The 21,850-nt window shown below is 72.9% G+C and carries 14 protein-coding genes; 10 read left to right on the top strand and 4 right to left on the bottom strand.

Annotated features, from left to right (window positions below; translation table 11 throughout):
* Positions 1-41 precede the first annotated feature (41 nt).
* Entirely contained in the window at positions 42-1,085 is a 1,044-nt protein-coding gene (locus tag ACWC24_RS11660; RefSeq protein ID WP_450662640.1) for a serine hydrolase domain-containing protein, read from the bottom strand.
* 353 nt (positions 1,086-1,438) lie between these two features.
* Here ACWC24_RS11660 and ACWC24_RS11655 point away from each other — a divergent pair, with 353 nt between their 5' ends.
* The 6 genes from ACWC24_RS11655 (at position 1,439) to ACWC24_RS11630 (ending at position 13,995) form a co-directional block, all read left to right on the top strand.
* Positions 1,439-3,565: a protein kinase domain-containing protein gene (locus ACWC24_RS11655; RefSeq protein WP_450662639.1), complete on the top strand. Its 2,127-nt coding sequence runs from the start codon at positions 1,439-1,441 to the stop codon at positions 3,563-3,565.
* Between the two features lie 168 nt (positions 3,566-3,733).
* Positions 3,734-6,313 carry a protein kinase gene (locus ACWC24_RS11650; RefSeq protein ID WP_450662638.1) on the top strand — a complete coding sequence of 860 codons (2,580 nt, stop codon included), beginning with the start codon at positions 3,734-3,736 and terminating at the stop codon, positions 6,311-6,313.
* Positions 6,314-6,494: 181 nt separating this feature from the next.
* Positions 6,495-8,183: a protein kinase domain-containing protein gene (locus ACWC24_RS11645; RefSeq protein WP_450662637.1), complete on the top strand. Its 1,689-nt coding sequence runs from the start codon at positions 6,495-6,497 to the stop codon at positions 8,181-8,183.
* A gap of 285 nt (positions 8,184-8,468) precedes the next feature.
* The gene (locus ACWC24_RS11640) at positions 8,469-10,133 is read left to right on the top strand and encodes a serine/threonine-protein kinase (RefSeq protein WP_450662636.1); all 1,665 of its coding nucleotides are present in this window, start codon (positions 8,469-8,471) and stop codon (positions 10,131-10,133) included.
* A 217-nt stretch (positions 10,134-10,350) separates the two neighbouring features.
* Complete coding sequence (locus tag ACWC24_RS11635; RefSeq protein ID WP_450662635.1) at positions 10,351-11,988, top strand: succinic semialdehyde dehydrogenase; 1,638 nt, start codon at positions 10,351-10,353, stop codon at positions 11,986-11,988.
* 87 nt (positions 11,989-12,075) lie between these two features.
* A complete protein-coding gene (locus ACWC24_RS11630; protein ID WP_450662634.1) occupies positions 12,076-13,995 on the top strand; it encodes a GMC family oxidoreductase N-terminal domain-containing protein in 1,920 nt (639 codons plus the stop codon).
* A 121-nt stretch (positions 13,996-14,116) separates the two neighbouring features.
* Here ACWC24_RS11630 and ACWC24_RS11625 read toward each other — a convergent pair whose 3' ends face one another.
* Together ACWC24_RS11625 and ACWC24_RS11620 are read right to left on the bottom strand one after the other, a co-directional pair.
* The gene (locus tag ACWC24_RS11625; RefSeq protein ID WP_450662633.1) at positions 14,117-15,211 is read right to left on the bottom strand and encodes an LPXTG cell wall anchor domain-containing protein; all 1,095 of its coding nucleotides are present in this window, start codon (positions 15,209-15,211) and stop codon (positions 14,117-14,119) included.
* A 773-nt stretch (positions 15,212-15,984) separates the two neighbouring features.
* Positions 15,985-16,284: a chorismate mutase gene (locus ACWC24_RS11620; protein WP_450662632.1), complete on the bottom strand. Its 300-nt coding sequence runs from the start codon at positions 16,282-16,284 to the stop codon at positions 15,985-15,987.
* Between the two features lie 338 nt (positions 16,285-16,622).
* Between ACWC24_RS11620 and guaA the strand changes: the two genes are divergently transcribed.
* Positions 16,623-18,203 carry a glutamine-hydrolyzing GMP synthase gene (gene guaA / locus ACWC24_RS11615; RefSeq protein ID WP_450662631.1) on the top strand — a complete coding sequence of 527 codons (1,581 nt, stop codon included), beginning with the start codon at positions 16,623-16,625 and terminating at the stop codon, positions 18,201-18,203.
* Positions 18,204-18,221: 18 nt separating this feature from the next.
* Here the strand turns inward: guaA and ACWC24_RS11610 are convergent, their stop codons facing one another.
* Positions 18,222-18,689, bottom strand: a complete 468-nt coding sequence (locus ACWC24_RS11610) for a pyridoxamine 5'-phosphate oxidase family protein (protein ID WP_450662630.1) — start codon at positions 18,687-18,689, stop codon at positions 18,222-18,224.
* Between the two features lie 173 nt (positions 18,690-18,862).
* On the opposite strand from ACWC24_RS11610, the gene ACWC24_RS11605 reads away from it, so the two are divergent.
* The 3 genes from ACWC24_RS11605 to ACWC24_RS11595 all read left to right on the top strand — a co-directional run bounded on the left by ACWC24_RS11605 (position 18,863) and on the right by ACWC24_RS11595 (position 21,842).
* Positions 18,863-19,654 (top strand): class II aldolase/adducin family protein, encoded by a 792-nt coding sequence (locus ACWC24_RS11605; protein ID WP_450662629.1) that lies wholly within the window; start codon positions 18,863-18,865, stop codon positions 19,652-19,654.
* 214 nt (positions 19,655-19,868) lie between these two features.
* Positions 19,869-21,146: a hypothetical protein gene (locus tag ACWC24_RS11600; RefSeq protein WP_450662628.1), complete on the top strand. Its 1,278-nt coding sequence runs from the start codon at positions 19,869-19,871 to the stop codon at positions 21,144-21,146.
* A gap of 171 nt (positions 21,147-21,317) precedes the next feature.
* Entirely contained in the window at positions 21,318-21,842 is a 525-nt protein-coding gene (locus ACWC24_RS11595; protein WP_450662627.1) for a TQO small subunit DoxD, read from the top strand.
* The last annotated feature ends 8 nt before the right edge of the window (positions 21,843-21,850 follow it).

Here is a 21,850-nt window from a genome sequence, read left to right as displayed (position 1 = left end):
GGGTGACGCGAGCCGGGATCCCGGCGTGAACGCCGATCGTTCTACGAGGTGCCGGGGCAGAACTCGGCGGTGAGGAGGGCCGTTTCCAGGCCGGGGTCCGCGATCTCCGTCGTGTTCACCCGGAAGGTGAGGACATGACGGCCGTCCGAGGTGGCCGCGGTGCGCACATAGCTGCCGGTGATGCGTCCGTTGTGCCCCCACACCGTGGTCCCGCAGGGCAGCCGCACGGGGAACAGCCCCATGCCGTACGAGCCGTGTGCGGCACGGGTGTCGAGCATCTCGCGCAGCTCGCGCGGGGGCAGTAACTCGCCGCCCAGCAGCGCCGCGTAGAAGCGGTCCAGATCGGCGAGCGTGGTCACCAGCTCGCCCGCGGCCCCGGCCACCCGTGGGTCGAGTGCGGTGACGTCGGTCCCGTCGGCGGAGTAGGCGCGGCCGTGCGGGGAGGGCAGGGACCTGCGGTAGCCGGGGAAGGAGGTGCCGGTCAGGCCCAGGGGAGCGATGACGCGACGCGTGGTCTCGGTGGCGTACGAGTGGCCGGTGACCTGCTCGACGACCAGGCCGAGGACGACGTAGTTGGTGTTGGAGTAGGCGAATCGGCCACGTTCGGCCGGAGGGTGGGTGAGCGCGAGGCGCACGGACCGGGTGGCGGTGAGGGGGACGGTGCCCCCGGTGTCCCGGGTGAAGTCGTACAGGCCACTGGTGTGGGTGAGCAGGGAACGCAGGGTCAGCGCGCGCCCGTCGTTGCCTGCCCCGCGCACCAGACCGGGCAGGTGCTGCTCCACCGTGTCGGACAACGACAGCCGGTGCTCGGCGGCCAACTGCAGGACGACCGTCGCGATCAGGGTCTTCGTGATGCTGCCCGCGCGGAAGTGGTCGGAGCGGGAGATTCCCGGACCTGACCGGGAGTAACGGGTGGCTGTCCCGTCGCGGACCAGCAGGGCTGCCGCGGGCGCCTTGCCCCGGGTCGTCAGCTGTGCGAGGACCGTGTCCGTGGGCGGGCTGGAGTGCGCCTGTGAGCCGGCCGGGGCCAGGCTGAGAAGCAGCAGGGAGACGGGTGCGGCGAGCAGCGTCCGGAGCGGTGACATCCCGGTTCCTCCCTTGTCACGGGTCATCATGCCCGTTGGCGGGAAGTCGTTTTCACCGGATGCGCAGGTTGCCGGGACCCGGCCGGACCGGGGTCGGAACCCGGGCCGCGAGCAGGCCGGAGCGCCGGTCGGAACCGGGTCGCGGCCCCGGCCGGGACCCGCTCGGACCCTTGGCCGGAAACCGCCGGGAGCCCTGGCCGGGTTCGGTCGGCGGGATTGGCGGGCGGGTTCCGGGGGACCCGCGGTCCGGGTGTCCGGGCCCCGTCGCGCCGCGATGGGCACCCTGGGCGTCGAGCACTTGTCGGGTGGGGGACAATGGAGGCTCTGTCAGGGCGGGTTGCATGAGGGGACGCATGTCGGAGGCGGAGCGGGCGGGGACATCCCGTCAGGGGAAGAGCGCACGTCTCCTCGCCGGGCGGTACCGGCTGGGAGATGTGCTCGGCCGCGGCGGCATGGGTACGGTGTGGCGCGCCGAGGACGAGACCCTCGGCCGCACGGTCGCCGTCAAGGAGCTGCGGTTCCCGACGAACATCGACGACGAGGAGAAGCGCCGGCTGATCACGCGGACGCTGCGCGAGGCGAAGGCCATCGCCAGAATCCGCAACAACAGCGCGGTGACGGTCTTCGACGTGGTCGACGAGGACGACCGGCCGTGGATCGTGATGGAGCTCGTCGAGGGCAAGTCGCTCGCCGAGGCCATCCGCGAGGACGGCGTGCTGGAGCCCGGGCGCGCGGCGGAAGTCGGCCTGGCGATCCTCGACGTGCTGCGTTCGGCGCACCGCGAGGGCATCCTGCACCGTGACGTGAAGCCGTCGAACGTGCTGATCGCCGAGGACGGCCGGGTCGTGCTCACCGACTTCGGCATCGCCCAGGTCGAGGGCGACCCGTCCATCACCTCCACCGGCATGCTCGTCGGCGCCCCCTCCTACATCTCCCCGGAGCGCGCCCGCGGCCACAAGCCCGGCCCCGCCGCCGACCTGTGGTCGCTCGGCGGACTGCTCTACGCGGCGGTCGAGGGATCCCCGCCGTACGACAAGGGCTCCGCGATAGCGACGCTCACGGCGGTGATGACCGAGCCGCTGGAGGAGCCGAAGAACGCGGGCCCGCTGCGGGACGTCATCTACGGACTGCTCACCAAGGACCCGGCGCTGCGCCTCGACGACGCGGGCGCGCGGGTCATGCTGAACAAGGTGATCAAGGCGTCCGCGTCCAAGACCGCCGAGCGGGAGCCTGCGGACGCGACGAAGGTCGTGCCGCTGCCCGAACTGCCGGACTCGCCCGAGGGCCGGGGGAGCGCGGCGGGAGCCGGGAACAAGCGCGGCGAGGAGGCGGCGGAGAAGCTGCGCGGGGCCCTGCGCTCCGTGCGCAAGGCCGCCGTGGTGACCGGTGCGACGAACTCGGCCGCCGCGAACCGCACCAAGTCCGCCGGCGCCGCGGCGGGTGCGGCGGCCGCGGCGTCCCCGTCGGCGTCCGCCGGCACTGCGGCCGACTCCGCCGGTGCTGGTGCTGGTGCTGGTGCTGGTGCTGGTGCCGGTGCTGGTGCCGGTGCCGGTGCCGCTTCCGGCCCCGGCGCGGGCGCGGGTGAGCGGGCGGCCCAGGGGAGCGGCAACGCGACCCCGGCCGGGCGCGGTTCGGGCTGGCCCGTGATGACGCCGCCGGACCTGCCGGATCTGCCGCCGAGGTCCGTGCCCAAGGCGCCGCTCACCGACGTCGTGCCGAAGCGGACCCTGATGATCATCGCCGTGGTGGTGGCGCTGGCGGTGCTCGGCACCGTGCTGGCCCTCACCCTCGGCGGGGGCGACGGCAGCGCCGCCGACGACGGCGACGGCGGCGGGACCAAGGCCGGCGCGAGCCAGAGTGCGACCGTCGGCACCAAGGAGGACGCGAGCGGCGGGTCCGGCAAGGACGACGACTCCTCGCAGTCCGGTTCCCAGGACACGAAGTCGGGCTCCACGACGGGGTCCACGGACGGCGCGTCGTCGGACGCGTCGTCGGGCGGCTCGTCCGGCACGGACGACAACACCGGCACCTCCAGTGACACCGCCGCCGCGGTGGCGTCCACGCACGACGGCGGCCAGGGTTACTCGATCGGCCTGCCCGCAGGGTGGAAGTACCAGTCCTCGGACTCCGCGGGGGACCGTTTCACCGGACCCGACGGACAGAAGCTGCTGGTCGCCTGGACCACCACGCCCAAGGGCGACCCGAAGGCGGACTGGGAGAACCAGGAGCGCTACATGACGCGCTCGCAGTACAAGAAGATCCGCATACAGACGGTGCAGTACCGCGGCTGGGACACCGCCGACTGGGAGTTCACCTACGTGGACGGCGGCACGCAGTACCGGACCGTCGACCGCGGGTTCGTCGTCAACGGCCACCTCGGGTACGCCCTGATGTACACGGCGAAGGCGTCGGACTGGGACGGCGAACTGCGCAAGAGCACCTGGCAGACGCTGACGGAGACCTTCCAGCCGAAGAAGTGAGCGGGCCGGTCCCCCCGGGGTCGGGGGCCCGAGATCGGTCAACCTCTCTTTGCGGGTTGCCTCCGGCACGTATCGTGAGTACTTGCGGACCGTACGCATCCCGCTATGCGGTCGGAACGGGCCGCGAGGCGAACGGAATTGACCGACCGGGCGGCCGGGGGAGGCACAGTGGACGACTACGCGGGCCGGGTGCTCGCCGACCGCTACCGCCTGCCGTTGCCGCCCTCCGACGAGTACGAACTCACCGAGAGCCGCGCCTTCGACACCTACAGCGGACAGGAAGTCCTCGTCAGGCAGGTGCCGTTGCCGGAGGTCGTCGAGGCCGAGGTGCTCGACGCGGACGGGCTGCCCGAGGGGTTCACGGCGCGTGACCGCGCGGCCCGGCGGCCGACGGCACGTCCGCGCGCGGAAGGGAGCGCACGGCGGCCGGCCGATCCCGTGGTGCGACGGGCCGTGGAGGCCGCCCAGGCGGTCGCCCGGATCCCCGACCATCCGCGGCTCGACCAGGTCTTCGACGTGTTCGCCGAGGGCGGTTCGCTCTGGGTCGTCAGCGAGCTGGTGGCCGCGCGGCCGCTGGCGGCGCTGCTCGCCGAGAAGCCGCTGTCGCCGTACCGGGCGGCCGAGGTCGCCTCCGATGTGCTCATGGCGCTGCGGGTGCTGCACGCGCACGGCTGGGTCCACCGCAACATCACCGCGCGCACGGTGCTGGTCTGCGAGGACGGCCGGGTCATGCTGACCGGGCTCGCCGTCGGCACGGCCCAGGAGGCGCTGTGCGGCTACGACCCGGTGCCGCCCGAGGACGGGCCCGAGGACGGGCCCGAGGACGGGCCCGAGGACGGGCCCGAGAGCGGCCCGCTGGCCGGCCCCGGGACCGTCGGCGCGCCCGCAGGCCCCACGGACCCCGCGGGGGCCCTCGGCGGCCCGGGCGGGGCCGGTACCGGCAGTGGCGCCGGTGCCGTCGATCCCGAGGCCGCCCGGCGGGCCGCCATCGAGGCACGGGCCGCCGGCGGACTGCCGCAGGCCGGCACCGACCCGGCCGCGGGCACCGGCGGCGCCTCGGCCGCCGTGGCCCGCAGGGCGGCGCCGGAGAGCGGCGGGGACGTCCGGGCCGCGCGGGCCGGCGCGATCGCCGCGTACCGCGCGGGCGCGCGGGCGGCGGCCCGGGTCCAGGACCTGCAGCAGAGCGGCCGACCGGCCCTGCCCGGGGCCCGTCGGGCTCCCGACGGGGCGAACCCCGACGGCAGGCCGCAGCCGCCGTACGCCCCCGGCGGCGGACAGCCCACCACCGGCACGGTGCAGAACCCCGGTGGCAGTGTGCCGCCGGGGCAGATAGCAGACCCCTACGGCGTGCGCGGAGCGCCCTGGCAGGGGGTGGAGCCGCGCGCCGTCGCGCCCGCGCCCGGGGCCGTGGGCGCCCTCCTGCCCGCCGACCCTGCGCAGCCCCCGGCCCGCTGGGGCGACGCCGCCCCCGGCGCCCATGCCCGGCGCGGCCCGGCGACGGCGCTGGCCGCCGAGCGGGCCCGGCAGGCGCGGATGGCGCTCGTGGGCCCGGTGACCGAGCGCTGGGCGCCGGAGCAGGCGGGGCCCGTGCACGAGAACTGGCAGCTCGCCGCGCCCATCGGGCCCGCGACCGACCTGTGGGCGCTGGGCGCGCTGCTCTTCAGGGCCGTACAGGGGCATGCGCCGTATCCCGAGGAGTCGACGGCCGAGCTGGTCCAGATGGTGTGCGCGGAGCCGCCCGCCTTCGCCGAGGAGTGCGGGCCGCTGCGCCCGGTGGTGGAGTCGCTGCTGCGTCAGGACCCCACCGAACGCATCGACTTCGAGGAACTGGGCGGCTGGCTGCGCTCCCTGGTGCGCTCGGCGCCCGAGCCGGACGCCGGTGTGCACGTCGTGGCGGCGCCGCCCGTCGACCCGAGCCGGCTGCCGATCGTGCGGCGGCGCGGCGAACTGGTGCGCAGACGGCGTGCCGGGCTGCCCGCCACCACGGCGCACGGCCGGCACAAGCGGGCCAGGCGGGAACCGTCCGGCTCACCGCGCCGCCTGGGCCGCACCCTGCTCCTGCTGATCCTGCTCGCGCTGGCCGGGACGATCGCGTACGCCGTGCTGTTCATGCCCAAGGCCACGGACACCGGCGCGGCCGGGACCTCCGACGCGGCGCACACGACGCCCGCGCAGGGGGACACCGCCCCCGAGGCGAGCAGCGAGCCCCGCCCCGACCAGACCTCGCCCGCGGCCGACGACAGCCCCGCCTCGTCCTCCGGTCCCACCGGGACGCAGGGCGGCGGCCCCGACGTCGCCGACGGCTTCACCGTGCGCAAGGACGCCGAGGGCTTCCGGGTCGCGGTGGCGAACGGCTGGGACCGCACCCCGAAGAACGGGCTCGGTCAAGTCGTCTACGCGCACGGGGACTTCGAGCTGATCGTGGTGCCGGGCCGGGACCGCGCGTCGACGTACGGCACCGATCCGATGGTCTACCAGCGCGAGAAGGAGTACGAGCTGGGGCCGTACCGCTCCTCCAGTTGGGCCACCTCCGGCGGGCTGCGGACGATCGAGGTGGGCGGACGGACCATGGCCGAGGGCCAGTTCACCTGGAGTGACGCCGACGGACGCCAACTGTTCGTGCGCAACCTGGCGATCCTCGTCGACGGGCGCTACCACGTGGTGCAGGTGCGCGGCCCCGAGGCCGAGCGCGACGAGGTGACGAAACTCTACGAACAGGCGTCGTCCACCTACCAGTTCACCGGCTGAGCCGGAAAGCGGCGCACCGGCGCGCCGCGCCGCTTCGCGGACCGTGCGGCCGCGGTTCCCGCGGTGGGCCAGAAGCGACAACCGTCACAGTGCGGTGTCCTTGGCGCTCTGCGTGTTCCCTGGACGCGGACCGGTCCTTAGTCTGAGCCTGTCAAGAGCATTGCGGGGCAACGTGAATCAGATGCAGGGCCTGCTCCTCGCGGGTCGCTACCGGCTTGCCGACCCGATCGGCAGCGGCGGCATGGGCCGCGTATGGCGAGCGCACGACGAGTTGCTGCACCGGACCGTCGCGATCAAGGAGTTGACCGCGGCGCTGTACGTCTCCGAGGGGGACCGGGGCGTGCTGCTCGCGCGCACCCGTGCGGAGGCGCGGGCCGCCGCGCGGATCAACCACTCGGCCGTCGTCACCGTCCACGACGTCCTCGAACACGACGGCCGGCCATGGATCGTGATGGAGCTGGTCGAGGGCCGCTCGCTGGCCGACGAGGTCAAGGAGCAGGGGCGCGTCGAGGCCGCCGAGGCCGCACGGATCGGCTTGTGGGTGCTGCGAGCCCTGACCGCCGCGCACACCGCGGGCGTCCTGCACCGGGACGTCAAGCCCGGCAACGTGCTGCTCGGCGACGACGGCCGCGTCCTGCTCACCGACTTCGGCATCGCCCAGATCGAGGGCGACAGCACCATCACCCGCACCGGCGAGGTCGTGGGCTCCGTCGACTACCTGGCGCCCGAGCGCGTCCGCGGCCACGACCCCGGTCCCTCCTCCGACCTGTGGGCGCTCGGAGCGACGCTGTACACGGCGGTGGAGGGCCGCTCGCCGTTCCGCCGCACCTCACCGCTGACCACCATGCAGGCGGTCGTCGAGGAGGAGGTCGCAGGACCGCAGCACGCCGGTCCGCTGGAGCCCGTGATCAGCGCCCTGCTGCGCAAGGACCCCGCCGCCCGTCCGGACGCGGCACAGGCCGAGCAGATGCTCGCCGAGGCGGCGGAGGGACGGCGGCCGAGCGCCGCGCAGGCGTTCGTGCCGACGCAGCACGGCGGGCCCGCCGCTCCCGGGCTGCGGGAGCCGGGGACCGGCGCGACGGCGTACGGGCCCGCGTACGGGGCGCCGACCACGCAGCCCGGGACCGGTGCGACGGTCGTGGGGCCGACGTCGATGGGGCCGCCGGGCGCGGTCCCGGCCGGGGCCGCGCCGTCCGCACGCCCCGGCAGGCGCCGGCTGCGCTCGCTCGTCCTGGTGGTCGTGCTCGCCGCCCTGGTCGGCGGAGCCACGGCGGTGGGGCTGCACCAGTGGGACAAGAGCCGTCGCCGGCAGGACGACGCCTCCTCCAGCCAGTCGCCGGACCCGACGTCGAGCCCGTCGGACACGTCGGACACGTCGGACACCGACCCGGCGACGGCCCCCGACAACTGGGAGACCGTCCCCGACCCGCTGGGCTTCAGCATCGCCCTGCCCAAGGGCTGGAAGCGGTCGGTCTTCAGCGACGACGGCGACCTCACGCAGATCGACTACTCGCCCGACGGCGGCGAGCACTTCGTACGGATCGCCCTCGACAAGTCCCCGGACTTCGCCGATCCCTACCAGCACCAGCTCGACCTCGACCAGCAGCTCACCCGGCTGGTCGACTACAAGAAGCTGCAACTGGGGGCGAACACCTACCGCGACCGCCGGGCCTCGCTGTGGGAGTACACGTGGACGGCGCTGGCCAAGGACACGAAGTTCCCCGGTCCGCGGCACGCGATCGACGAGGTGTACATCGGCCGCAACGGCGTGGAGTACGCGCTCTACATGTCCTCACCCGCCGAGGACTGGCCCACCACGCAGGAGCAGTTCAAGAAGCTGCTCCAGAGCTGGCAGCCCGAGACGTCCTGACCGGCCGGCCGGGTCCGCCGGGCCGTGTCCGGCCGCTCGTTCCGGTGGGCCGTGCGGTCGGCCGTTCCAGCCGGTCGTTCCGGTCGGTCGCTTCGGTCGCTTCGGTCGCTTCGGTCGCTTCGGTCGCTTCGGTCGCTTCGGTCGGCCGTTCCGGTCGGGTGTGAACAGCCGTTCGTCGCCTGCTCGTCGTGACGGATCCGACGGGTCGTGAATCGGCCCCGAGTGGGTGGATTTGGCCGGTGGGCGGCCCGGAGGGCGGGCGTCCGGTGCGGCATGATGGGACTCATGGGGACCGAGGGGGACGACTCCCGCGTGATCGCGGACCGGTACCGGCTGGAGGCGCGGCTGGGGCGCGGCGGCATGGGCGTCGTCTGGCGTGCCACCGATCAACTGCTGGGCCGGCAGGTGGCGGTGAAGGAGGTCGCCTTCGACGAGACGCTCTCCCCGGAGGAGACCCGCAGGCAGCACGACCGTACGCTGCGCGAGGCCCGAGCGGTCGCCCAGCTGCGCCACCCGCACGTCATCGTCGTGCACGACGTCGTCGAGCAGGACGAACGCCCGTACATCGTGATGGAGTTGATCGACGGCGGCTCGCTGGCCGACCGGATCGCCCGGCGCGGCCCGGTCGACGTCGGCGAGGCCGCCCGGATCGGCATCGCCCTGCTGAGCGCGCTGCGCGCGGCACACGCCGCGGGTGTCCTGCACCGCGACATCAAGCCGGCGAACGTCCTGGTCGCCGAGGACGGCCGGGTCGTCCTCACCGACTTCGGCATCGCCCAGGTCGCGGGTGCCACCACGATCACCGACACCGGCGCCTTCGTCGGCTCGCCCGAGTACACCGCGCCCGAGCGGATGTCCGGCGCCGGTACCGGACCGGCCTCCGACCTGTGGTCGCTGGGGGCGCTGCTGTGCACGGCCCTCAGCGGCGCGTCGCCCTTCCGGCGCGACTCCCTGGGCGGCATCCTGCACGCCGTGGTCTCCGCCGACATCCGTACGCCCGAGCAGGCCGAGCCACTGCTGCCGGTCGTACGGGGCCTGCTCGAACGCGATCCGGAACGGCGGCTGGAGGCGGCGGAGGCCGAGCGGATGCTGCGGGCCTTCCTGGAGACCGGCCGTACGCCGAAACCGGCGTCCTCCGGCCACACGCCGACGCGCCCCGAGCCACGGAGCCGACCCGAGTCGCAGAGCGGGGCGGAGCCGCACAGCCGGGCGGAGCCCGGCCCGGCCGACCCGGCCCCCTCCACGCGCGGGGTGCTGGTGGCCGCGCTGCTGGTCGCCGCGATGGCGGGGGCGGGCGTGTCCGCGGCGGCCCTGCTGATGCACGGGGGTGGCGACGGGAGCGGCACGCCGGTCTCCTCGCCCTCGCACGGCTCCGTCAGCTCGCCGCCGGTCCCGCCGTCGCACGGCTCCACGGGCTCCACCGGCTCACCGGCCGCCACCTCCGCCTCCGGGACGGACACCGCGGCCGTGACGCACTCGCCCGCCCCCGCGTCCCAGAACCGCCCCACCGCCCCTTCCGGCTACCGGATCGCCGACGACCCGGGCGGCTTCTCGCTCGCGGTGCCGGACGACTTCACCCGCAGGCCCCAGGGCGAGCGGATCTTCTACATGTCACCGGGGGAGGTCTTCCGGCTCGGCGTCAAGGTGGCCGACACCAAGCCGGGCGGCCCGCTCGCGGTGATGCGGAGCGCCGCCGCCGAGGGCCCGGACACCAACCCCGGCTACCACGACGGCCGGGTCGTCGAGACCGCCCGGAACGGACGGCCCGCCGCCCTCTGGGAGTTCAGCTGGCAGGGCTTCAGCACCGCCGAGGGACCCCGGCACACCTTCGACCTGTGCTGGGAGGAGAACGGGCAGATGTACGACGTGTGGGTGTCCGCGCCGGTGGGGAAGGTGCGGGAGGCCCGGGAGTACTTCGACGTCGCCGTCGACACGTTCGTACGGACCTGAGAAGCGCAGGCCGCGACTCCGGTCCCCGGACGGATCCCCGGAACGTTCTCGAACGGCTGGAGATCGACCCGAACGTTCTCGAACGGCTGGAGATCGACAGGGACACGCCCTGATCAGCGCCTTTGTTGCCAGTGACCACTGGCGACATGTGCGTACACGGTGAATCCCGATTACCGACGGGTACCCAAAGCCTCCGCACCGGCATACGCTGCGGCTCATGACGGACTCGCAGGCCCCGGAGAAGACCGGCACGGGCACCCCCGGACAGACCGGCACCAACCCCCTCGCCCCCGCTCCGGCGGGCGCCCGTACCGCCGCCGACGTGGTCACCCCCGAGCTGGTCGCCCAGCTCACCAAGGGCGTGGCCGGCTCGGGCCGGACCGCCAACCACACGCCGTTCACCGGCGAGAAGCTGGCCGATCTGCCCGAGTCCACGCCCGAGGACGTCCGCCGGGCCTTCGAGGCGGCGCGCGCCGCCCAGGCCGTCTGGGAGCGGACCCCCGTACGGCAGCGGGCCGCCGTCCTGCTCCGCTTCCACGACCTCGTCCTCGCCCGCCAGGCCGAGGTGCTGGACCTGATCCAGCTGGAGACCGGCAAGGCCCGGCTGCACGCCCACGAGGAGGTGCAGGCCGTCGCCGTCGCCGCCCGTCACTACGGCCGCAAGGCGCCCTCCTATCTGCGGCCCAAGCGGCACGCGGGCGCCATGCCCACCCTCACCAGGGTCACCGAGCTGCGCCACCCACGCGGTGTCGTCGGCCAGATCGCGCCCTGGAACTACCCGCTCGAACTGTCCGTCGGCGACGCCCTGCCGGCCTTCGTCGCGGGCAACGCGGTCGTGATGAAGCCGGACACCGAGACCTGCCTGACCGCGCTGTGGGCCCGGGACCTGCTCATCGAGGCCGGGCTGCCCGCCGACGTCTTCCAGGTCGTCCTCGGCGACGGACCGGTGGTCGGCCCCGAGGTCGTCAAGCACGCCGACTACGTCTCCTTCACCGGCTCCACCCGCACCGGCCGCGAGGTCGCCCAGGGCGCCGCCGCCCGGCTGGTGGGCGTGTCCCTCGAACTCGGCGGCAAGAACGCCATGCTGGTGCTGGCGGACGCCGACATCGAGAAGGCGGCCGCGGGCGCCGTCCGCGCCTGTTTCTCCTCCGCGGGCCAGCTCTGCATCTCCATCGAGCGGCTGTACGTCCACGAGTCGATCGCGGACGCCTTCCTGGAGCGCTTCGCCGCCCGCACCCGGGCCATGCGCCTGGGCACCTCCCTCGCCTACGGCGCCGACATGGGCTCCCTGGTCGGCGAACGCCAGCTGGAGACCGTGAAGCGGCATGTGGAGGAGGCCGTCGCCAAGGGCGCCAAGGTCGTCGCGGGCGGGGTCGCCCGCCCGGACATCGGCCCCTACTTCTTCGAGCCGACCATCCTCGACGGCGTCGAGGCCCCGATGTCGGTGTGCACCGAGGAGACCTTCGGCCCGGTCGTGTCGATCTACCGCTTCGCCTCCGACGACGAGGCGGTCGAGCACGCCAACTCCACGTCGTACGGTCTGAACTCGTCGGTCTGGACGAAGGACGGCAGGCGCGGCCGGGCGGTCGCCGCCCGCCTGCGCACCGGCACGGTCAACGTGAACGAGGGGTACGCCCCCGCCTACGGCAGCGTCCAGTCGCCCATGGGCGGCATGAAGGACTCCGGCCTCGGCCGCCGCCACGGCTCCGAGGGCATCCTCAAGTACACCGAGGCCCAGACGGTCGCCCAGCAGCGACTGCTGCCGATGGCGCCCGCGCTCGGGATGAGCGACGAGAAGTACGCGGAGTTCATGAGCCGGAGCCTGAAGGTGATGAAGGCCTTCCGCTTCCGCTAGGCCTGGTCCGGGGCCTGTCCGGCGACAGGCCCCGCGAGCCCCCGAAAGGTCAGCCCGCCCGCACCCCGTTCTCGACGAGGAGAGCACGTGTCGCAGGAGAACTCCGTCCAGGCCCAGTCCGAGACCCCGGCCCAGGCCCAGGGGGAGGACGACCGGTACGACTACGACGTGGTGGTCGTGGGCTCGGGCTTCGGCGGCTCCGTCACCGCCCTGCGCCTGACCGAGAAGGGCTACCGGGTCGGGGTCCTGGAGGCCGGGCGCCGCTTCACCCGCGACACCCTGCCCAGGAACTCCTGGGACCTGAAGAACTACCTCTGGGCCCCCAGGCTCGGCATGTACGGCATCCAGCGCATCCATCTGCTCGGCGACGTCATGGTCCTCGCGGGGGCGGGCGTGGGCGGCGGCTCCCTCAACTACGCCAACACCCTCTACGTGCCCCCGAAGGCGTTCTTCGACGACCCGCAGTGGCGCGGCATCACCGACTGGCAGCAGGAGCTGGAGCCGTACTACGACCAGGCGCGGCGCATGCTCGGCGTGCGGCTCAACCCGACGATGACCCCGTCGGACGTGCACCTGAAGGCGGCGGCGCAGCGCATGGGCGTCGGCGACACCTTCCACATGGCGCCGGTCGGCGTGTTCTTCGGCGACGGAGAGGACTCCGACGGCGCGGCCAAGGCCCGGCCCGGCGAGGCGGTCGCCGACCCCTACTTCGGCGGGGCGGGCCCGGACCGCAAGGCGTGCACCGAGTGCGGCGAGTGCATGACCGGCTGCCGCCACGGCGCCAAGAACACCCTCAACGAGAACTACCTGTACCTGGCCGAGAAGGCCGGCGCGGCCGTGCACCCGCTGACCACGGTCGTGTCCGTCACCGACGACTCGCGCGGCGGCTACGCGGTGGCCACCCTGCCCACCGACGACCGGAAGAAGGGCCGGGGGCGGACCTTCACCGCGCGCCGCGTCGTCATCGCGGCCGGCACCTACGGCACCCAGACCCTGCTGCACCGCATGAAGGCGAACGGGCAGCTGCCGTACCTCTCCGACCGGCTCGGCGAGCTCACCCGCACCAACTCCGAGGCACTGGTGGGCGCGCAGACCGACTTCCGACGCTACCGCAAGGCCACGGGCACGGCGCGGGCCGACTTCACCAAGGGCGTCGCCATCACCTCGTCCGTCCACCCCGACGAGAGCACCCACATCGAACCGGTCCGCTACGGCAAGGGCTCGAACTCGATGGGCGGCCTGTCCATCCTCCAGGTGCCCTTCACCGAGGGCGGTTCACGCGTCGCGGCCTGGCTGGCGAACGCCGCCCGGCACCCGCTGCTCGTACTGCGCTCGCTGTCCAACCGGCGCTGGTCGGAGCGGACCATCATCGGCCTGGTGATGCAGTCGCTGGACAACTCCCTGACGACGTACCTGAAGCCGGACGGCGTCGGCAAGGGCCTGCTCACCGCCCGGCAGGGCCACGGCGCGCCCAACCCCAAGCAGATCAGGGCCGCTTCGGAGGCCGCCTCCGCGCTGGCCGAGGAGATCAACGGCTTCCCGGGCTCCAACGTCGGCGAGCTGATGGGCACCCCGCTCACCGCCCACTTCCTCGGCGGCTGTCCCATCGGCGGCTCGCGCGAGACCGGCGTCATCGACCCCTACCACCGGCTCTACGGCCACCCCGGCATCTCGGTCGTGGACGGCGCCGCGGTTTCGGCGAACCTGGGGGTGAACCCGTCCCTGACGATCACCGCGCAGGCCGAGCGGGCGATGTCGTACTGGCCGAACAAGGGCGACGCGGACCCGCGCCCCGCACAGGGAGCGGCGTACGAACGTCTGCGTGCGGTCGAGCCGAAGACGCCGGTGGTCCCGGTGGGGGCGTTCGGCGCGCTGCGGCTGCCGTTCCTGAGGATGCCCGCGATGCCCCCGAAGCCGGCGGAGCCCCCGAAGCCGGAGGCGGCGGAGCAGCAGCAGAAGACGCAGGAGCAGCAGCCGGAGGCGGAGGAGCGGCCGGCGACGGAGTGACGACCGGAGACGGAAAGGGACCCGAGCCCCCCTCCGAGCCCAGGTCCCTCTCCGCTGCCGGCATCCCGCGGTCACGCCCGAGGCGTCACCCGGTCCTGCCGTACGTCTCGTTCGGCGTGTCTCACGCCTGTGCGTCGGCCTTGCGGCGGCGCACCATGAACAGCGCACCCGCGCCGGCCACGACGGCGACACCGCCGACCAGGCCGATCGTCGGCAGGGCGGAGCTGGAGCCGGTCGAGGCGAGCGTGCCCGTGGCCGGGATCTCGGCGGCGCCGCCCTGCGGCTGCTTGCCGCCGGCCGGGGGCTTCGTGTCCTTGCCCGGCTTGGCCTGGCCCGGGTTCTCGTTGCTGCTGCCGGGCTTGAGCACGGAGAACTCGTAGACCGAGAAGGCGGTGTGCACGCAGTTCTTCTCGGAGTCGAGGTAGCCGCCCATGCCCAGGGTGAAGCTGTCGCCGGCCGGTGCCTTGGCGGTGATGTTCACCCGCAGCTTGATGTCGACGGTCTGCTTGGGGCCGAGATCCGTCTCGCCGAAGTACATGCCGTCGCCGATCTCGTCGGCGATCGACTCCCAGACCTTCGTCTGCGGGTCGTAGTACTCGATCTTGGCGTAGTCGCTCAGCCAGTCGCTCTCGTCGTCGCTCATCGACTCGTTGTCGATGAACGCGAGCCACTGCACCGTGCCGAGGGGCTTGTCGCTGTGGTTGGCGGCGACCAGCTTGAACTTGTGCCAGCCGCTGCCCGCGACGATCTTGCCGGGCAGGCCGGACACGCCCAGGGTGAGCTGGGAGTCGGCGTCCACGCCGTCCTCGTCGACCGGGCAGGCGTCGGGCTCGGCGGTGGGCTCGGCCGACTCGGTCGAGCCGCCGCTCGGGGTGGAGCCCTTGGTGTCGGTGGTCGAGCCGGAGTCGGGCGTCTTGTCGGTGCCGGTTCCCGGCTCGGTACCGGTACCGGCCTCGGAGCCCGTGCCCGTGCCCGTGCCCGCGCCGTTCTCCGCGCCGGTGCCGCTCGTCTCCGTGGTCGTCTCCGTGGTCGTCGCCGTTGCCGTGGAGGTGGTGTCCGGGTCGGTGTCGGACGGCTGGCCGTCCGCGGGGGCGCTGGCGGAGGTCGGGGGCGTGGCGGGCTCGTCGTCGGCGAACGCTACGGGTGCCGAGAGCAGCGCGAGCGGCGCTATGACCGCGGTCGCTGCCGCGGTGGCCAGAGCTCGGCGAATCTTCATGAAGACCTCGGTAAGTCCGGTGAGCTGCGACATCGTGGCCGCGGGACACGGTGGTGGGAGGCTTCCGCGCAGGTACGCGGGTGGCCTGTGAGTCGCATGGTTTGATCACCGGCGCCGATGAATGGTTGTACGTCGTTCACAGTGTCTTTACAGCTGTGATCTGACCGTTCTGTTTCGGCCGCCGACCGTTCGGCCTGTGCGGCATACGCGGGCATGGCGAAGGGCCCCGCGGGACGGAGCCGCGGGGCCCTTCTTCCGTCAGCACCGACGTCAGGGCAGCGCCGGTGCCTTGGAGCGGCGCCGGGGGGTTGCGCCGCTGGTCCTGAGCTGCCCTTGGCCCGCCCCGGGTCGGCGCCCCGGCGCGCGGAGGGCGCGGGGGTGGCGCACGAGTGGTCTCGACCTTTGACGGTCGGGCAGCGCAATGCCATGCGGTTGTGTACGGCGGGATGTGGGGCCTTCTACGAATCGTGCTGGATGGACGCGGCCTCCGCAACCGTTTGACCCAGCATTGTGCATTTTTGCAGTTTCCCGCCGGTCGGCCCCGAGCGTCCCCGGAGCCGACCGTTCTCTTGGGTGGCCGGGCTGCTGTCCCCTGCCGTCCGGCCACTTCCCCGGAGCGAGGTCCCACGGCGCACGGCACGATCCGTACGCCTCATCGCTCCGGCGAGCCACGCGTGGTCCTTCGGGCCCGCCCCTGGCTGACACGGACACCCTGACCAACGAAGCGGCGCTCGCGGCGGTCACGCGCCGTACGGGTGAGAGCGGGACCGAACTCAGATGCGACCCCGGCACAGCTCCAGGAGCAGCATCGCGACGGAGGTACCGGGCTTGCCCAGCGCCTCCCGGTAGTGGCTCAGCACCTCCATCTCGCGGGCGAGGTTCACGCGGCGGCCGCCCGACGCGATCCGGGCCTCCTGGATGACGGACGAGACGGCCATCCGTTCCTGGACGAGACCGATGATCCGGTCGTCGAGGGCGTCGATGCGCTCACGGGCACCGGTGATCACATCGGCTGCCTCGTCGGTGCGGGCGCCGGTCCTGTCGAGTACGTCGGCCATGGTGGGGCTCCTCATCGGGTCGGTTGCGGTGAGGTGCCCCGGAGCGGCAGGACCCGGAAAACGGCAGGCGCCCCGGGCCTTGTCGGCCCGGGGCGCCTGGGAAGTCGCTTGTCAGTTGCTCAAGCAGCACGACCATGGCAGCCGGTGGGCCGGTTGCCATAGGTAAACAGGAAGGTCGTCTGCGTGAGCATGCGGCCAGTATGCACGCGGCGACGGCGCGCGTCCACGTCGGGTCGGTCACCGTCACGAGCCCGCGTCCACGTCGGGTCCGTCACCGGCACGGGCGGTCGTCCGCGGCCACCCCGGTAGAATCGTTGTTACAGACCCCTTGCCCAGCCGCCGGAAGGCAACCCGTGTCATCAGCGAGTCCCGCCGCCGCCGCTCCCGACACCGTTCTGGTCGTCGACTTCGGCGCGCAGTACGCCCAGCTCATCGCCCGTCGAGTCCGCGAGGCGCGGGTCTACAGCGAGATCGTGCCGAGCACCATGCCGGTCGCGGAGATGCTCGCGAAGAACCCGGCGGCGATCATCCTCTCCGGTGGCCCCTCGTCCGTGTACGAGGAGGGCGCCCCCCGCCTCGACCGCGAGCTGTTCGAGGCCGGCGTCCCCGTCTTCGGCATGTGCTACGGCTTCCAGCTGATGGCCCAGGTCCTCGGCGGCACCGTCGACAACACCGGCGCCCGTGAGTACGGCCGCACCGACCTGCACGTCTCCAAGTCGGGCTCCACCCTCTTCGAGGGCACCCCGGACGAGCAGCACGTGTGGATGTCGCACGGCGACGCCTGCTCCGCCGCCCCCGAGGGCTTCACCGTCACGGCCTCCACGGACGTCGTCCCGGTCGCCGCGTTCGAGAACGACGAGAAGAAGCTCTACGGCGTCCAGTACCACCCCGAGGTCATGCACTCCACGCACGGCCAGCTCGTGCTGGAGCACTTCCTCTACCGCGGCGCGGGCCTCGCCCCGTCCTGGACCACGGGCAACGTGATCGAGGAGCAGGTCGCCCTCATCCGCGAGCAGGTCGGCGACAAGCGCGCCATCTGCGGCCTGTCCGGCGGTGTGGACTCCGCGGTCGCCGCGGCCCTCGTCGCGCGTGCCATCGGTGAGCAGCTGACCTGCGTCTACGTCGACCACGGCCTGATGCGCAAGGGCGAGACCGAGCAGGTCGAGAAGGACTTCGTGGCCGCGACCGGCGTCAAGCTGGTCGTCGTCGACGCCGAGGAGCGCTTCCTCACCGCGCTCAAGGGGGTCAGCGACCCCGAGGAGAAGCGGAAGATCATCGGCCGCGAGTTCATCCGCGTGTTCGAGCAGGCCCAGGCGGAGATCATCGCGGACGAGGGTCCCGAGGTGGCCTTCCTGGTCCAGGGCACCCTGTACCCGGACGTCGTCGAGTCCGGCGGCGGCACAGGCACGGCCAACATCAAGTCCCACCACAACGTCGGCGGCCTCCCCGAGGACCTGGAGTTCCAGCTCGTCGAGCCGCTGCGCAAGCTGTTCAAGGACGAGGTGCGGATGGTCGGCCAGGAGCTCGGGCTCCCGGAGGAGATCGTCCAGCGCCAGCCGTTCCCCGGTCCCGGCCTCGGCATCCGGATCGTCGGCGAGGTCACCAAGGACCGGCTCGACCTGCTCCGCGACGCCGACGCCATCGCCCGCGAGGAGCTGACGGCGGCCGGCCTCGACCGCGAGATCTGGCAGTGCCCGGTGGTCCTGCTCGCGGACGTCCGCAGCGTCGGCGTCCAGGGCGACGGCCGCACCTACGGCCACCCGATCGTGCTGCGCCCGGTGTCCTCCGAGGACGCGATGACCGCCGACTGGTCCCGACTGCCGTACGAGGTCCTCGCCAAGATCTCCACCCGGATCACCAACGAGGTCCGCGACGTCAACCGCGTCGTCGTCGACGTGACCTCGAAGCCCCCGGGCACCATCGAGTGGGAGTAGTCCTCCCGCGGGTGAACGTCAGGTCCGCTTGAGCGTCCGCGCCGGCGCTCCGGGCCGCCAGACCTGGACGACCAGATAGGTGTCGTCCTCGACGAAGGTCCGTACGACCTCCGTCAGCTCGGTGCGGAAGAGGTGGAACGGCTGCGGCGGTTCCACCTCTTTCACGTACGCGCCCTTCGTCACCGGGTCGTCCACCTCGAACGCCCGTCCGCCGATCCGCACGTCCCCGCCGCCCATCCCGGTGCCGTCCCCGGGGTTCGCCTGGAGCGTGAAGCGCGGGTCGCGGCGCAGGTCGAGCGCCTTGAGCGAGTCCGGCATCATGCCGAACCACAGCTCGCCGGCCAGGAAGCGCACCTCCAGGCCGCTGGTGCGCGGAGAGCCGTCCCGGCGCAGGGTCGCCAGGACGTGATGGGTGAAGGCGCCGAACCGTGCTTCGACGGTTGAGGCGAGTTCGGGTTCGGCCGCGGAGAAGTCTGCCCAGGTCATACGGACCAGTCTTGGGCCTATACCGGACATCCGCTGTCGGATATAGGTGGCGCGTGGATTTCCGGGGCCCGTGAATTTCTGTGGCGCGCGTCATCTTTGCAAAACATCCCTGTTCTCCTGCGCTGACCGACGGTAACTTCCGCCCGGTAAGAAACGTCAGTGCTGGAGGACCTATGCACGGGACCCCGCCCCCGCCCCTGCCCACCGACCAGTTGCGGTTCGCGATGCCGCCAATGCACGACGCGCCCGAGGACGAGCGCAGGCATCGCAAGGAGCGGCTGGCCGGCGCGCTGCGGGTGTTCGGGCGGCTCGGCTTCGAGGACGGCGTCTCGGGGCACATCACCGCGCGCGACCCCGAGTTCAGCGACTGCTTCTGGGTCAACCCGTTCGGCATGCCGTTCAAGCACGTCACGGTCAGCGATCTGGTGCTGGTCAACCAGGACGGGCAGGTGATCGAGGGCCGTTATCACGTGAACCAGGCGGCGTTCACCGTGCACTCCCGGGTCCACGCGGCCCGACCCGACGTCGTCGCCGTCGCCCACTGCCACTCGGTGCACGGCCGCGCCCTGTCGGCGCTCGGCGACCTCCTGGACCCGATCACCCAGGAGAGCTGCGCCTTCTACGAAGACCACGCCCTGTACGACGCCTACACCGGCGTCGCCGTCGACGCCGAGGAGGGCCGGCGCGTCGCGGAGGCGCTCGGCTCGCGCAAGGCGCTCGTCCTGCGCAACCACGGCCTGCTGACCGTCGGCGACTCGGTGGACGCGGCGGCCTGGTGGTTCCTGTCGCTGGAGCGGTCCTGCCAGGTGCAGCTGATGGCGAAGGCGGCCGGGCGCCCGGTGCTCATCGACCACAAGCTGGCGGCGGCCACCCGGGAACAGCTCGGCGGCGACCTGGTGGCATGGATCAACTACCAGCCGATGTGGCAGGACATCAGCCGGAGCGAACCCGACCTGCTGAGCTGAGCGCCCGCCCGGACCCGGCCGGGTCGCCGGGGCCGTCGTCGCCCGCCCCGCCCCGACCGGACCTGCCGAATGCGCCTCATGTGCCGTAGGGCACAATTCGCTGTCGTCGCACCGGAGTTGTCCGGGAGGGGGCGACGGCGGTGTCCGGGCTCTGCGCAGCGGCCGCCGGTCCGGTTGGTCATGGTCGTGGTTGCGGGAAGGCGGGGCGTCGGGCGTGGCGGCACAGGAGGCTGGACAGAGCGCGGAAACGGGCGCGCACGCGGGCGGCTGCACCTGCGGCGACTGCCCGCACGGGGCCCGCGAGGGACATCGGCGCGCGATCGCCGCGTTCCTGCTGAAACGGGACGGGTTCGCGGCCGGGCAGGGGTTGCCGGCGGCGGTGGCGCACTCGGCCTCGGCCTCCCGCCAGTGGGTCTCGGAGGAGCTCACGCAGTCCGCCGAGGCCGTCGCCGAACGCGGCCGGGCCGAGGGCGGGGCCTGGCTGGCCCGGCTGTGGCGGCGCACCGCCGGCACCGCGTGGGCGGTGGTCGTCGCCCTGCTGCTGGCCCAGGCGCTGACGGCGATCGGCGCGGGCTGGACGACCGCCCGCACGGCGGGACTGCTGGCGGCGCTGGTGGTGGCCGGCGCCCTGACCGCGGCGTCGTGGTTCCACCGGACGCGCGGCGGCGCCCTGGCCCCCGTCATCGGCGACGACAACCGCCTGTCGACCTCGCGCGCGGTCGCGGCAGCCTGGGTGCTGTTCGTGGCCTACGCCGTGCTCGTCCTGGTGGGCAGGCTGGCCGCCGCCTCCGACCACGCCGAGCGGGACGCGCTGATCTCCGGCTTCGAACTGGCCCGCGGAGCGGGCGTGGTCACCGTGCTCGCGGTGGTGTGCGGGATCGCCGTCCTGGTGCGGCGGGTGGTCGGGCTGCGGGTGCTCGGGCAGAAACTCCAGAAGGTGCGCGCGCACCGTCCCCGCGCGGCCGACCTGCTCACCGACGACGACGGACGCGGCACGTTCGCCGACATCCAGTACGTCGTGATCAGCACGGTCGCTCTGCTGTTCGGCGCGGTCCGGCTGGCCCGCCGTCCGGACCAGCTGCCCGACCTGCCCTGGGGGCTGGCCGTGGTGGTCCTGGTGTCGGCGGCCACCTACCTGGCGGGCAAGTACGCCGAGGGCGGCCGCCCGGTGATCCTCTCCGTCGTACGGGCCCGGGAGGCCGGAGACCTGGACGCCCCCATCCGCACGGGCGACGACATCGAGATCCGCGGGGCCGGCTTCGTACCGCCGGGCGCACAGAGCGCGGACCGGCTGTCCCGGATGGTCGTCCGCGTCGGCCCGGTGCACGTCCATGTGCCCCTGGTCCCGGTCACCGGCGGCTTCAGCAACCCCACGGACGCCCTGCTGACCGTGCCGGTCCCGGCGGACGTGGAACCGGGGCGGGTGGAGGTGCAGGTCGTCACCGCGGCCGGCGTGGAGACCAACCGCTACGAGATCGACGTGACGGACTGACGCGGCGGCCGGCCGTCGGTCCTCGGGACGGACGGGGGGACCGAGCCGGTCACGGTGTGCCGCCGGGGGCGGAAATCGGAAAACGGCGGCTCCGGGGGTGAGCCGCGGACCCCTTTCGTACGTATGGTCTGTCCAGGGACCACGTCCTGCGGCGAGAGGCGGCTACGAGCGATGACTCATGGCATTCGTACGGATACGCACTCCTCCTATCTCAACGGCGGCGGCTCGTTGCGGGACACCGCAAGCCGCTACGCCCTGCTTCCCCTCCGGATCTTCCTCGGCGTCACCTTCGTCTACGCCGGGCTGGACAAGCTCACCGACAGCGCCTTCATGAAGGCCTCCGGCGCGGGGTCGATCGGCGAGACGATGCGTGCCGTCCGCGACTCCTCGGCCATCCCGGCCCTGGTCGACCTGGCCCTGAAGAGCCCGGTCGGCTTCGGCTACGCCATCGCCTTCGGTGAACTCGCCGTCGGTCTCGGCACCCTGCTCGGTCTGCTGTCACGCCTCGCCGCGCTCGGCGGCGCGCTGATCTCCCTCAGTCTCTGGCTGACCGTGAGCTGGTCCACCGACCCTTATTACTTCGGCAACGATCTTCCCTATCTGATGGCCTGGCTGCCCCTGATCCTCGCGGGCGCCCCGGTGTTCTCCCTGGACGCCCTGCTGCGCGCACGGCGACGACGCGGCAGTTACGCGTAGCCGGTGGC

This window comes from Streptomyces sp. NPDC001443, assembly GCF_053597355.1.
The sequence above is the reverse complement of the archived record's forward strand: the minus strand, read 5'-3'. Positions and strand labels throughout refer to the sequence as shown.

What these genes read in the sequence shown, in the direction of transcription:
- ACWC24_RS11660 (WP_450662640.1), bottom strand. Translation starts at nt 1,085, where the DNA reads ATGTCACCGCTCCGGACGCTGCTCGCCGCACCCGTCTCCCTGCTGCTT.
- ACWC24_RS11655 (WP_450662639.1), top strand. Translation starts at nt 1,439, where the DNA reads ATGTCGGAGGCGGAGCGGGCGGGGACATCCCGTCAGGGGAAGAGCGCA.
- ACWC24_RS11645 (WP_450662637.1), top strand. Translation starts at nt 6,495, where the DNA reads ATGCAGGGCCTGCTCCTCGCGGGTCGCTACCGGCTTGCCGACCCGATC.
- ACWC24_RS11640 (WP_450662636.1), top strand. Translation starts at nt 8,469, where the DNA reads ATGGGGACCGAGGGGGACGACTCCCGCGTGATCGCGGACCGGTACCGG.
- ACWC24_RS11635 (WP_450662635.1), top strand. Translation starts at nt 10,351, where the DNA reads ATGACGGACTCGCAGGCCCCGGAGAAGACCGGCACGGGCACCCCCGGA.
- ACWC24_RS11625 (WP_450662633.1), bottom strand. Translation starts at nt 15,211, where the DNA reads ATGAAGATTCGCCGAGCTCTGGCCACCGCGGCAGCGACCGCGGTCATA.
- ACWC24_RS11620 (WP_450662632.1), bottom strand. Translation starts at nt 16,284, where the DNA reads ATGAGGAGCCCCACCATGGCCGACGTACTCGACAGGACCGGCGCCCGC.
- ACWC24_RS11610 (WP_450662630.1), bottom strand. Translation starts at nt 18,689, where the DNA reads ATGACCTGGGCAGACTTCTCCGCGGCCGAACCCGAACTCGCCTCAACC.
- ACWC24_RS11605 (WP_450662629.1), top strand. Translation starts at nt 18,863, where the DNA reads ATGCACGGGACCCCGCCCCCGCCCCTGCCCACCGACCAGTTGCGGTTC.
- ACWC24_RS11595 (WP_450662627.1), top strand. Translation starts at nt 21,318, where the DNA reads ATGACTCATGGCATTCGTACGGATACGCACTCCTCCTATCTCAACGGC.